This window comes from Streptomyces sp. NPDC001599, assembly GCF_042893535.1.
Classification (GTDB): domain Bacteria; phylum Actinomycetota; class Actinomycetes; order Streptomycetales; family Streptomycetaceae; genus Streptomyces.
Genome location: NZ_JBIAVA010000001.1, coordinates 63,864 through 76,242, shown reverse-complemented (window position 1 = coordinate 76,242; position 12,379 = coordinate 63,864). Strand labels below are relative to the sequence as shown.

The window sequence follows — 12,379 nt, the reverse complement described above, 5'->3', positions numbered from 1 at the left end:
CGGCAGAATGCGCCAGTACTCCGCCGACCTGACCCCTCCGTGGAAGAAACCGCAGCCCGTTCCCGAGGTGCCCGCCGATCCCGGCCTGGTGGTCGAGGAGCCCGGCACCGGGTTCTGCGGCGCGGTGATCCGCTGCGAGGCGGGCACGGTGACCCTGGAGGACCGCTTCGGCAAGCACCGGGTGTTCCCGCTGGAGCCGCGCGGGTTCCTGCTGGAGGGCCTCGTGGTGACGCTGGTGCGGCCGTCGTCCTCCTCCGGTCCGGCGCGGTCCGCCCCCTCCCGTACCGCGTCCGGTTCGGTCGCCGTCCCCGGCGCACGGGCGCGGGTGGCGCGCGCCGGGCGCATCTATGTCGAGGGGCGGCACGACGCCGAGCTGGTCGAGAAGGTCTGGGGCGACGACCTGCGGATCGAGGGCGTCGTCGTGGAGTACCTGGGCGGTGTGGACGACCTGCCGTCGATCGTCGCCGACTTCGCCCCGGGCCCTGACGCGCGGCTGGGCGTCCTGGTGGACCACCTGGTGCCGGGTTCGAAGGAGTGGCGGATCGCGGAGGCGGTGACGAGCGAGCACGCGCTGGTCGTGGGCCACCCGTACATCGACATCTGGGAGGCGGTGAAGCCGGCGTCGGTGGGGATCGAGGGCTGGCCCCGGGTGCCTCGCGGTCAGGACTGGAAGACGGGGGTGTGCCGGGCACTGGGCTGGCCCTCGGAGAACACGGGCGCGGTGTGGCAGGCGATCCTGGCGCGGGTGGGGTCGTACAAGGACCTGGAGCCGGAGCTGCTGGGGCGGGTGGAGGAGCTGATCGATTTCGTTACGGACGGTGATGAGGCTTGACGCCCTTGTAGGTACCGAACATGGTGGTGTTCAACTCCACGCCCAACTGTTCCAGCGGCAGCGGTGTCCCGAACTGAGTGATCCGCTGCACCTGGTAGTCAGCCCCCTCACCTCGCCCGACCGGCTCCGAGTACAGAACACACTGGGCCATGACGGGGTCGATGATCAGGTAGGTGGGCACTTCACCCGCAGCATAGATCAAGCGTTTGACGCCATAGTCTCGGTCGACGCTGGTCTTCGAGACCACTTCCACGACCATCGTGATCATCTGTGACGGCAGAAGACGCCCAGAGTCCGGGCCAACGCCGACTTCCATGACCACCAGGTCGGGTACAGGCTCGCTGGCCTCGTCGACAACGTCGACGTCCTGGGTCTGAAGCCGTTCCCACCGCCGGTGCGGAATCTGATCCATCAGCGAAGTCACGATCCGGTTGTGCACCAGATCGGGGCTGGCCATCATCACGATTTCTCCCCGGAGAAGCTCCACCTTGAGCCCCTCGGGTGGCTCGAACCCCGCGAAGAACTCCGCGACTCCACGTTCGTCCACAGCTGTCATCTCCGTGGCCCTCCACATTCGCCGCGTGCTGTCGGCGGCAGCCTATGGATCAGGTTAGGGGCCGAACCCGCGTTCCGCACCGATTCACTCCCCCGAGTGATCAGTCCACCAGGTCCCGCACCACCGCGTCCGCCAGCAGCCGCCCGCGCAGCGTCAGCACCGCGCTCCCCGCCTCGTACGGCCCCTCCTGGAGCAGCCCCTCCGACAGTGCCCGCCGCGACGCCGCGAGCCCCGCCTCCCGCAGCAGCGACAGGGGCACGCCCTCCCGGAGCCGCAGCTCCAGCAGGATGCGCTCGACCCGCCGGTCCTCGTCCGTGAGGATCTCCCGGCCCGCCCCCGGCGACTTCCCCGCCGCCAGCGCCCCCGCGTACGCCCCCGGGTGCTTCACGTTCCACCACCGCACGCCCCCCACGTGGGAGTGCGCGCCCGGTCCCGCGCCCCACCAGTCGGCGCCCCGCCAGTACAGCTCGTTGTGCAGGCAGCGTCCGGCGTCGGAGGTGGCCCAGTTGGACACCTCGTACCAGTCGTAGCCCGCCGCGGACAGGGTCTCCTCGGCGATCAGGTACCGGTCGGCGTGCACGTCGTCGTCGGTCATCGGGACCTCGCCGCGCCGGATCCGCCGGGCGAGCTGGGTGCCCTCCTCGACGATCAGGGCGTACGCCGAGACGTGGTCGGGTCCGGCGCCGAGCGCGGCGTCCAGAGAGGCCCGCCAGTCGTCGTCGGACTCGCCGGGGGTGCCGTAGATCAGGTCGAGGTTGACGTGGTCGAAGCCGGCCGCGCGGGCCTCGGCGACACAGGCTTCGGGGCGGCCGGGGGTGTGGGTGCGGTCCAGGATCTTCAGGACGTGCTGCTTGGCGCTCTGCATGCCGAAGGAGATCCGGTTGAAGCCGCCCTCGCGGAGGGTGGCGAGATACGCCGGGTCGACCGACTCCGGGTTGGCCTCCGTGGTGATCTCCGCGTCCGGCGCCAGGCCGAACTCGTCGCGGATCGCGCCCAGCATCCGCACCAGGTCACCGGCGGCCAGCAGGGTGGGCGTACCGCCGCCGACGAAGACCGTGCGGACTTCGCGGGGGTCGTCGCCGAGCACCTTGCGGGCCAGGCGTACCTCGTCGACGAGCGTGTCGGCGTAGTTGTCGCGGGAGGCGAGGACGCCGCCGGTGCCGCGCAGCTCGGTGGCGGTGTAGGTGTTGAAGTCGCAGTAGCCGCAGCGGGTCGCGCAGTACGGCACGTGCAGGTAGAAGCCGAGGGGGCGGTCGGCGGCCCCGGCGAGCGCGGACGCGGGCAGGGCGCCGTCGGCGGGGACGGGCTCGCCGTCGGGGAGTGCGGAGGGCATGCGTTCCATTGTCCCGCACCCGGCCGGAACCCCTGCCCGCCCCGTTCAGCCCTCCCGTTCGCTCCGCCCGTTCACTCCGCCTGGAGCACCAGCAGCGCCAGGTCGTCCTCCGGGGGCCGCGGCCCGAACTCGTGCACCAGACGCCTGATGCGCTCGGCGACCAGCCCGGCGTCCAGGCCCGCGCACCCGGCCAGCGCCGCGGCGAGCCCGTCGCCGTCGTCGAACTGGCGGGAGCCGCTGCGCCGCTCCGTGATCCCGTCGGTGACGCACAGCAGGGTGTCGCCGGACCGCAGCTCGAAGGTCTCGCTGACGTACGTGGCGTCCTCGACGACGCCGAGCAGGGTCTGCGGGCACGCGACGGCGGACACCGTGCCGTCGGGCCCGAGGAGCAGCGGCAGGGGGTGTCCGGCGGACGCGAGGGTGCAGCGGACGCCGCCGTCGAAGGGGACCAGCTCGCCGTAGAGCAGGGAGAGGAAGCGGGTCTGCGGTCCGTCGCCCGGGGCAACCGGTGGGCCTCCGGCGGCGACCAGCGCGCGGGCGGCGGCGTCGGCGGCCTCGGTGGCGTCGTCGAGGAGGAGTTGGTTGAGGCGGTCGAGGACGTCGGGGACGCCGTACTGCTCGCGGGCCAGCAGCCGCAGCCAGGGCCGGGCGAGCCCGATGACGACGGCGGCCTCGGGGCCCTTGCCCTGGACGTCGCCCACGGCGAAGCACCAGCGGCCGTCGCCGGCCGGGAAGAGGTCGTAGAAGTCGCCGCTGGGGCCGCCCTTGTCACGCGGTTCGTAGACGAGGGCGCTGCGCACGCCGGGGATCTCCGCTACGGCGCCGGGCAGCAGGCCACGCTGGAGTACGGCGCTGATGGTGGCCTGCCGGGCGTACTGGCGGGCGGCGCCGATGGCGAGCGCCACCCGGCGGCTGAGGTCCTCGACCAGGCCGGTGATCTCGTCGGGGAAACCGGTGGCGCCCGGCGTGTCGGGGGCGCCCGGGGTGTCGGGGGCGCCCGGGGTGTCGGCCCGTCCGATGACCAGGGTGCCCAGCGGCCTGCCGCCGGCGACCAGACGGTAGGCGAGCGCGGTGCCGTGCGTGCCGTCCGGGCCGAGCGCGTCGCCGGGCCAGGGGTGGCCGACGGGGCCGGAGCGCCACGGGTCGCGCGGGCGGGGCGGGTCCTTCTCGAGGGCGGCACGCAGTTCGTCGAGCTGTCCCTCGCCCGAGTGCCACACGCGGGCCAGCCGGGCGCCGACGGCCGCCCCGGTGTCGTCGGTCCAGGCGCCGCGGCCCAGGGACTCGTCCTCCAGCCACACCCCGCACCAGTCGGCGAGCCGGGGCACGATCAGCTGGCCGGTGAGGGAGGCGACCAGGTCCTCGTCGAGCTGCCCGGCCAGCAGGTCGGAGGCCTCGGCGAGGAAGGACAGGGCGCCGCGGCCCAGCCACTCCCGGTCGCGGATGCCGCGCCGGGCGGTGCCGGTCATGCCGCCCGGCAGGTCCGGCCACCGCGGCGGCTCCGCCCGGCGGCCAGGGCCGTCCCGTCGACCGCTGCTCGCGTCCACGCCGGCGTCCGGATCCACGCCGGTACCCGGGTCCGTCCCGGGGCCGGGGTTCGCTTCGGGGCCGGGGTTCGCATCGGGGCCGGGGTCCGCCGCCCAGCGGTCCGGGCCGGGCGGCGGGGCGTCCAGTGCCCGCGGGCCGCCCCGGGACCGCCCGCCGTCGTGGCCGTCCCGACCGTCGTACTGGCCGCCGGGGCTTCCGTCCTGGCCGTCCCGTCCCTCCCCCGGCGGCCACGCACCCGGCGAGTCGGTGTATCGCGCCACGCTCCCCGAGGCGTACGCCTCGGTCTGCCCGGCGTCGTCCGTGCCCACGGCCGACAACCGCGCCCACACCGTCTTGATGCCCGGGCGGTAGGTGATCCCCCAGGCCTCCGCGAGCGCGGCGACCAGCCGCAGGCCGCGCCCGTACTCGGCGGAGTCGTGCGGCGTCTCGGGGTCGGCACTCCTGGGCGCGCGGGACGGGTGCTGGTCCGTGGCCTCGACGACCAGCGTGCCGGTCCCCTCCACCTGGAGGCCCACCTCGACGTCGGTGCCGGCGTGCACCACGGCATTGGTGACCAGCTCGCTGACGACGACCAGGGCGTCGGCGGTGAGGTGCTCGGTCAGCTGCTCCGTGCCGGGCAGGCCGAGCGCGGACCAGTCGGCGAGCGCCGCCCGCACCATCGCGCGGGCGGCGCCCGGCGCGAGGGAGCTGCCGAGCAGGGTCACGCGCGCCCGCGCGCACTCCTCGAAGCCCTCGGCGGATGCCTCGGCGGTGTGTGCGGGCACCGCGCTGGCGCGGGAGGCGGTCTCCCGCTGCGTCGGAATGGCCCCCATGGACGTCTCCCCGGGCAGTTCGTGCGAATTCCTCGCAGTCGATGCCGACAGAGTGACAGACCGGCCACGCCCATAAGCACGGAGTTACCGAAGTGGGCCGCCACGGGTGAGAACCGTGCTAGGCGAACGTTCGAAGACGGCCGGAAGCCGGTCGGAAACCGGACGTCTCCGAACACCCGCGGTTTCTGGGCGGTAGTGGGCCTACGCCTCGCGCGAGCCCTCGTACATCTCCTCGATCAGGTTCTTGTACTCCCGCTCCACCACCGGCCGCTTCAGCTTCAGGCTCGGGGTGATCTCGCCGTGCTCGACGTCGAGGTCGCGGGGCAGCAGGCGGAACTTCTTGATGGTCTGCCAGCGCTGGAGGCCCTCGTTGAGCTGCTTGACGTAGCCGTCGACCATCTCGACGGTCGCGGGCGCCGCGACGATCTCGGCGTACGGCTTGCCCTCCAGGCCGTTCTCCTTGGCCCACTCCGTGATCGCGATCTCGTCGAGGGCGATGAGCGCGGTGCAGAAGTTCCGGTCGGCGCCGTGCACCAGGATGTTGGAGACGTAGGGGCAGACCGCCTTGAACTGGCCCTCGACCTCGGCCGGCGCGATGTACTTGCCGCCGGACGTCTTGATGAGGTCCTTCTTGCGGTCGGTGATGCGCAGGTAGCCGTCGGGCGACAGCTCGCCGATGTCGCCGGTGTGGAACCAGCCGTCGGGCTCCAGGACCTCGGCGGTCTTCTCGGGCAGCTTGTGGTAGCCCTCCATGATGCCCGGGCCGCGCAGCAGGATCTCGCCGTCGTCCGCGATGCGCACCTCGGTGCCGGGCAGCGGCTTGCCGACGGTGCCGGTGCGGTAGGCCTCGCCGGGGTTGACGAAGGAGGCGGCGGAGGACTCGGTGAGGCCGTAGCCCTCCAGGATGTGGATGCCGGCCCCGGCGAAGAAGTAGCCGATCTCGGGCGCGAGGGCGGCCGAGCCCGACACACAGGCACGCAGGTGGCCGCCGAAGGCCTCGCGGATCTTGGCGTAGACGAGCCGGTCGGCTACGGCGTGCCTGGTGCGCAGGCCGGCCGGGGCGCTCGCGGTGCCGGTGCGCTTGAAGTTGTCCTGGGTGACCTTGGCGTACTCGCGGGCGATCCCGGCGGCCCACTGGAAGATCTTGTACTTGGCCCCGCCGCCCGCGCGGGCCTTGGCGGCGACGCCGTTGTAGACCTTCTCGAAGATGCGGGGCACGGCCGCCATGTAGGTCGGCCGGACCACCGGCAGGTTCTCGATGATCTTGTCGACCCGGCCGTCGACGGCGGTGACGTGACCGGCCTCGATCTGGCCGGAGGTCAGCACCTTGCCGAAGACGTGCGCGAGCGGCAGCCACAGGTACTGCACGTCGTCCTTGGTGACCAGGCCGGTCGCGGCGATCGCCTTGGCCATGTACGACCAGCAGTCGTGCGGGAGCCGTACGCCCTTGGGCCGGCCGGTGGTGCCGGAGGTGTAGATGAGGGTGGCGAGCTGGTCCTTGGTGAGCGCGCCGACCCGCTCCTTGATCAGCTGCGGGTCCTTCTCCAGGCGGGCCGCGCCCCGGCGCTCCAGCTCGTCGAGGGTGAGGACCCAGTCCTCGGAGGTGTCCGCGCCGGTCGCGTCGACCACGACCACGTGGGTGAGGTCGGGCAGCTCCGCCTTCTTCTCCTTCGCCTTGGCCAGCTGCGCGGCGTCCTCCGCGATCAGCACCCGGCTCTCGGAGTCGGAGAGGATGTACGCCGATTCGTCGGCGTTGGTCTGCGGGTAGACGGTGGTGGTCGCCGCGCCCGCGCACATGATGCCGAGGTCGGCGAGGATCCACTCCAGCCGGGTCGCGGAGGCCAGGGCCACGCGCTGCTCGGGCTGCACGCCCAGCTCGATCAGCCCGGCCGCGATCGCGTAGACCCGCTCGGCGGCCTGCGTCCAGGTCAGCGACTTCCAGTCGTCGGGGCCCTCGCCCGAGGCCGGCGGCACCGGGTAGCGGTACGCCTCGGCGTCCGGCGTGGCGGCCACCCGCTCCAGGAAGAGTCCCGCCACGGAGGGCGGACGGTTCTCGATCAGTGTCTGTGTGTCGCTCACGACATCCTCCGGGCCCGCGACGGTGCGGCTGGCTCGTTGCGGCTGGCTCAGGTGTGGCTGGTTCACTCTCGGGCGGTGTTCAACGGTGGTGAGGCGGTGACGCGGACCGTTGTCCGATCACTTGTTTAACTCACGAGTAACTACGGGGCAGGCATCAGGGTAAAGGGCGACCGGCCCCCGCGTAAGAGCCCGCGCCCTGTCACTTCCTACAGATGCGCGCCCGTGACATGCGAAGGGACCCGCCGCACTTTCGTACGACGAGCCCCTCGGCGTCCGTTTTGCCCGGACTTGGCATGCGGTGCGGCGGTTACTTCTTGCCCTTGCCCGACCCCGCGCTGTCGTCGCTGGACAGGACGGCGATGAAGGCCTCCTGCGGAACCTCCACCGAACCCACCATCTTCATCCGCTTCTTGCCTTCCTTCTGCTTCTCCAGCAGCTTCCGCTTGCGGGAGATGTCACCGCCGTAGCACTTGGCGAGGACGTCCTTGCGGATGGCGCGGATGGTCTCGCGGGCGATGACCCGGGAGCCGATGGCGGCCTGGATGGGCACCTCGAAGGCCTGCCGCGGGATCAGCTCCCGCAGCTTGGCGACCAGTCGCACGCCGTACGCGTACGCCGCGTCCTTGTGGGTGATCGCCGAGAAGGCGTCCACCTTGTCGCCGTGCAGCAGGATGTCGACCTTGACCAGGCTGGAGGTCTGCTCGCCCGTGGGCTCGTAGTCGAGGGACGCGTAACCGCGCGTCTTCGACTTCAGCTGGTCGAAGAAGTCGAAGACGATCTCCGCGAGCGGGAGGGTGTAGCGGATCTCCACCCGGTCCTCGGAGAGGTAGTCCATGCCGAGCAGGGTGCCGCGCCGGGTCTGGCACAGCTCCATGATCGAGCCGATGAACTCGGTCGGCGCGAGGATCGTGGCCCGCACGACCGGCTCGTACACCTCGTTGATCTTGCCCTCGGGGAATTCGCTCGGGTTGGTGACGGTGTGCTCGGTGCCGTCCTCCATGATCACGCGGTAGACCACGTTGGGCGCGGTGGCGATGAGGTCGAGGCCGAACTCGCGCTCCAGCCGCTCGCGGATCACGTCGAGGTGGAGCAGGCCGAGGAAGCCGACGCGGAAGCCGAAGCCGAGGGCGGCGGAGGTCTCCGGCTCGTAGACCAGGGCGGCGTCGTTGAGCTGGAGCTTGTCCAGCGCCTCGCGCAGCTCGGGGTAGTCGGAGCCGTCCAGCGGATACAGGCCGGAGAAGACCATGGGCCTGGGGTCCTTGTAGCCGCCGAGCGCGTCCTCGGCACCCTTGTGCTGGCTGGTGACGGTGTCGCCGACCTTGGACTGGCGGACGTCCTTCACGCCGGTGATCAGGTACCCCACCTCGCCGACGCCGAGGCCGTCGGCGGAGAGCATCTCGGGCGAGTTGGTGCCGATCTCCAGCAGCTCGTGGGTGGCGCCGGTGGACATCATCCGGATCCGCTCGCGCTTGTTGAGCTGGCCGTCGATGACACGGACGTACGTCACGACGCCGCGGTAGGAGTCGTAGACGGAGTCGAAGATCATCGCGCGGGCGGGGGCGTCCTTGACGCCGACCGGGGCCGGGACCTCGGCGACGACCTTGTCGAGCAGCACGTCGACGCCGAGGCCGGTCTTGGCGGAGACCTTGAGCACGTCGTCGGGGTCGCAGCCGACCAGGTTGGCCAGCTCCTCGGCGAACTTCTCGGGCTGCGCGGCCGGCAGGTCGATCTTGTTCAGGACGGGGATGATCGTGAGGTCGTTCTCCATCGCCAGGTACAGGTTGGCGAGGGTCTGGGCCTCGATGCCCTGGGCGGCGTCGACGAGGAGGATGGTGCCCTCGCACGCGGCCAGCGACCGCGACACCTCGTAGGTGAAGTCGACGTGCCCCGGGGTGTCGATCATGTTGAGGATGTGCGTGGCGCCCTTGTCGTGGGTCGGGGCCCACGGCAACCGCACCGCCTGGGACTTGATCGTGATGCCGCGCTCGCGCTCGATGTCCATGCGGTCGAGGTACTGGGCGCGCATCTGCCGCTGCTCGACCACACCGGTCAGCTGGAGCATCCGGTCGGCGAGCGTGGACTTGCCGTGGTCGATGTGCGCGATGATGCAGAAGTTGCGGATCAGCGCCGGGTCGGTACGGCTCGGCTCGGGCACATGGCTGGGGATCGCGGGCACGCAGGGTCCTGATTCTTGAGGCGTCCGCAGTGTCTGCGGTCTCGGGTCTCGGGTCGGATCGATACGTAGCCTCCATGGTCCCACGGGTGGGGAGCCGGTATGGGTTTGGGACCCTCCGCGACCCGCTGGTAGTGTGGGTGGCTGTGTCTCTTGCCCTCTCAGCGCGAGGCACTCCTTCAAGAAATCACCGGCACGGGACCCTCGCGGCCTCGTGCCTGAACCTGCAAAGGCTCATTCGTGGCGAACATCAAGTCCCAGATCAAGCGGAACAAGACCAACGAGAAGGCCCGGCTGCGCAACAAGTCGGTCAAGTCCTCTCTGAAGACCGCGATCCGCAAGGCCCGCGAGGCCGCCGCCGCGGGTGACGTGGAGAAGGCCACCGAGTTCCAGCGCGTCGCTTCGCGCGAGCTCGACAAGGCCGTCTCCAAGGGCGTCATCCACAAGAACCAGGCCGCCAACAAGAAGTCGGCGCTGGCGCAGAAGGTCGGCGCTCTCAAGGGCTGACCCCTTATCTGGCTTTATCTGGTGTGAACGCCGGAAGGACCCAGAGCGGGCCCTCTCTCATCCGCTCCCGTCCGGCACCCAGGATCCGTGCGCGGCCTGCGTTCGCCACGCGGGCATGGATCCGCGAGCTTGATCCGAAGGCCCCGGTGGCCGTCCTTCCCCAGGACGGACGCCGGGGCCTTCGGTGTGTCGCGGGGGCGGGGTGTGGATGCGGGTGCGGGGTGCGGGTGCGGATGCGGGTGCCGGTGCGGGGCCGAAGGCGGTGGGCGGTGGGCCTACGACCGGCCCCGTGAACGCGCCGCCCGGGCGATGATCACCACGGCCTTCTCCAGGGCGTACTCGGGATCGTCCCCGCCGCCCTTCACCCCCGCGTCGGCCTCGGCCACCGCGCGCAGGGCCACGGAGACGCCGTCCGGTGTCCAGCCGCGCATCTGCTGCCGGACGCGGTCGATCTTCCAGGGCGGCATGCCCAGCTCGCGGGCGAGGTCGGCGGGGCGCCCGCCGCGGGCGGAGGACAGCTTGCCGATGGCCCGCACGCCCTGCGCGAGCGCGCTGGTGATCAGCACCGGCGCCACTCCGGTCGCCAGCGACCAGCGCAGCGCCTCCAGCGCCTCCGCCGCGCGTCCCTCGACCGCCCGGTCGGCGACCGTGAAGCTGGAGGCCTCCGCCCGCCCGGTGTAGTACCGCCCGACGACCGCCTCGTCGATGGTCCCCTCGACGTCGGCGGTCAGCTGGGACACCGCCGAGGCCAGCTCCCTGAGGTCGCTGCCGATCGCGTCGACCAGGGCCTGACAGGCCTCGGGCGTGGCCGACCGTCCGGCCGTGCGGAACTCCGCGCGCACGAAGGCCAGCCGGTCGGCGGGCTTGGTCATCTTCGGGCAGGCCACCTCGCGCGCCCCCGCCTTGCGGCCGGCGTCGAGCACGCCCTTGCCCTTGGCGCCGCCCGCGTGCAGCAGGACGAGGGTGATCTCCTCGGCGGGGGCGCCGAGGTAGGCCTTGACGTCCTTGACCGTGTCGGCGGACAGGTCCTGCGCATTGCGTACGACCACGACTTTGCGCTCGGCGAAGAGCGAGGGGCTGGTGAGCTCGGCGAGGGTGCCGGGCTGCAGCTGGTCGGGGGTGAGGTCGCGTACGTCCGTGTCGGCGTCGGCGGCCTTGGCGGCGGCCACCACCTCCTGCACGGCTCGGTCGAGCAGGAGGTCCTCCTGGCCCACGGCAAGGGTCACCGGGGCGAGAGGGTCGTCGTTCGCAGTCTTCCTGGCCATCGGGACAAGCATCGCACGCACGACTGACAACGCCGGACGGGCTGCCGCCGCTCGGGCTGCCCCGGGACGGGCGCTACGGCTCCTCGCGCCAGCCCTCCCACTCCCCGGCGAACGCGTCCAGTTCACCCGGGTCCAGCGCTTCTGGCTCGTCGTGCAGGAGGACGAGCCACTGGGCGTCCTCGGCGTCGTCCTCGCCGGCCAGGGCGTCCCTCAGGATCCGCGGTTCCTCGTCGGTCCCGAACCGCTCCCCGAGCGCCTGGGCGGCCTCCTCCGCGGCGTCGCGGTCGGGCAGCACCAGTACATGTCTCACGTCGCTCACGGGTGCCATTGTCGGTCAGCCCCGGGCACGGTCAGCCCTTGGGTACGGTCTGCACGTCGAGGTCGATGCGGATGCTGGGGCCGACCACGGCGATGCCGCGGGCCAGCATCGTCTGCCAGCTCACCGTGAAGTCGTCGCGGTGCAGCTCGGTGGTGGCGCGGCAGGCCGCCCGCGTCTCGCCCTCCATGCCGTTGCCGAGTCCGAGGTACTCGGTGTCCAGGGTGACCGTGCGCGTCACGCCGTGCAGGGACAGCGCCCCGGTGACTGCCCAGCGGTTGCCGCCGCGGTGCGTGAACCGGTCGCTGTAGAACTCCAGGGTCGGGTAGCGCTGCACGTCCAGGAAGTCGGCCGACCGCAGGTGGTCGTCGCGCATCTTCACGTTGGTGTCGATGGAGGCGGCGTCGATCACGACGTGCATCGCCGACTGCTCCATGTCGTCGGCGATGCGCACCGCGCCCGCGAAGGAGTTGAACCGGCCGTGGATCCGGGCCAGCCCGATGTGCCGCGCGGTGAAGGCGACGGAGGAGTGCGCCGGCTCGATCTCCCAGTCACCCGGCGCGGGCAGCTCCGGCGGCTGGGCCACCTGGAGCGTCACGTCCCCGAGCGAGGCCAGCGTGTCCTCGACGACCGTCACGGAGGCCCGGTACGGGGTGTAGCCCTCGGCGGACACGGCGAGCCGGTACTCCCCCGCGGGCACCGTCGCCACGAACGACCCGAAGGGATCCGCACCGCCGCCGACCACCTTGCGCCCCATGGCGTCGCTGACCGCGAACTCCGCGTTCGGCACCGGATCGTTGACGGGATCCAGGATGCGGCAGCTCAGCACCCCCGCGTCCGGCGGGGTACGCACCGCCGCCAGGGGACCCGTCCGTTGCATCCGCTTCGTTCGGCTTCCCAGCAAGCGGCCGATCATTTGCGACACCCTCTGCACGACATCGGAAAACTAGTTGACGGAGAA

The 12,379-nt window shown here is 71.6% G+C and carries 10 protein-coding genes; 2 read left to right on the top strand and 8 right to left on the bottom strand.

Annotated features, from left to right (window positions below):
• The first annotated feature begins 7 nt into the window (after positions 1 to 7).
• Positions 8 to 832 carry a DUF3097 domain-containing protein gene (locus ACFYZ3_RS00440; RefSeq protein WP_388512817.1) on the top strand — a complete coding sequence of 275 codons (825 nt, stop codon included), beginning with the start codon at positions 8 to 10 and terminating at the stop codon, positions 830 to 832.
• On the opposite strand, the gene ACFYZ3_RS00435 is transcribed toward ACFYZ3_RS00440, so the two are convergent.
• The 5 genes from ACFYZ3_RS00435 to lepA all read right to left on the bottom strand — a co-directional run bounded on the left by ACFYZ3_RS00435 (position 810) and on the right by lepA (position 9,333).
• Complete coding sequence (locus tag ACFYZ3_RS00435) at positions 810 to 1,388, bottom strand: Uma2 family endonuclease (protein WP_164883526.1); 579 nt, start codon at positions 1,386 to 1,388, stop codon at positions 810 to 812. The two genes, ACFYZ3_RS00440 and ACFYZ3_RS00435, sit on opposite strands and share 23 nt — an antisense overlap.
• Positions 1,389 to 1,488: 100 nt before the next feature.
• Positions 1,489 to 2,721 carry a radical SAM family heme chaperone HemW gene (gene hemW / locus ACFYZ3_RS00430; protein WP_388512815.1) on the bottom strand — a complete coding sequence of 411 codons (1,233 nt, stop codon included), beginning with the start codon at positions 2,719 to 2,721 and terminating at the stop codon, positions 1,489 to 1,491.
• 71 nt (positions 2,722 to 2,792) lie between these two features.
• Positions 2,793 to 5,078, bottom strand: a complete 2,286-nt coding sequence (locus tag ACFYZ3_RS00425) for a SpoIIE family protein phosphatase (protein WP_388512813.1) — start codon at positions 5,076 to 5,078, stop codon at positions 2,793 to 2,795.
• A 201-nt stretch (positions 5,079 to 5,279) separates the two neighbouring features.
• Positions 5,280 to 7,157 carry an AMP-dependent synthetase/ligase gene (locus tag ACFYZ3_RS00420; protein WP_388512811.1) on the bottom strand — a complete coding sequence of 626 codons (1,878 nt, stop codon included), beginning with the start codon at positions 7,155 to 7,157 and terminating at the stop codon, positions 5,280 to 5,282.
• Between the two features lie 307 nt (positions 7,158 to 7,464).
• Positions 7,465 to 9,333: a translation elongation factor 4 gene (gene lepA, locus ACFYZ3_RS00415; protein WP_388512808.1), complete on the bottom strand. Its 1,869-nt coding sequence runs from the start codon at positions 9,331 to 9,333 to the stop codon at positions 7,465 to 7,467.
• 237 nt (positions 9,334 to 9,570) lie between these two features.
• On the opposite strand from lepA, the gene rpsT reads away from it, so the two are divergent.
• Complete coding sequence (gene rpsT, locus ACFYZ3_RS00410) at positions 9,571 to 9,837, top strand: 30S ribosomal protein S20 (protein ID WP_003976241.1); 267 nt, start codon at positions 9,571 to 9,573, stop codon at positions 9,835 to 9,837.
• Positions 9,838 to 10,112: 275 nt separating this feature from the next.
• Here rpsT and holA read toward each other — a convergent pair whose 3' ends face one another.
• The 3 genes from holA to ACFYZ3_RS00395 all read right to left on the bottom strand — a co-directional run bounded on the left by holA (position 10,113) and on the right by ACFYZ3_RS00395 (position 12,334).
• Entirely contained in the window at positions 10,113 to 11,102 is a 990-nt protein-coding gene (holA, locus tag ACFYZ3_RS00405) for a DNA polymerase III subunit delta (protein WP_388512805.1), read from the bottom strand.
• Between the two features lie 73 nt (positions 11,103 to 11,175).
• Positions 11,176 to 11,421 (bottom strand): hypothetical protein, encoded by a 246-nt coding sequence (locus ACFYZ3_RS00400; protein ID WP_361000568.1) that lies wholly within the window; start codon positions 11,419 to 11,421, stop codon positions 11,176 to 11,178.
• A 31-nt stretch (positions 11,422 to 11,452) separates the two neighbouring features.
• On the bottom strand, positions 11,453 to 12,334 hold the full coding sequence (locus tag ACFYZ3_RS00395; protein ID WP_388512803.1) for a YceI family protein: 882 nt from the start codon (positions 12,332 to 12,334) through the stop codon (positions 11,453 to 11,455).
• Between the last annotated feature and the right edge of the window lie 45 nt (positions 12,335 to 12,379).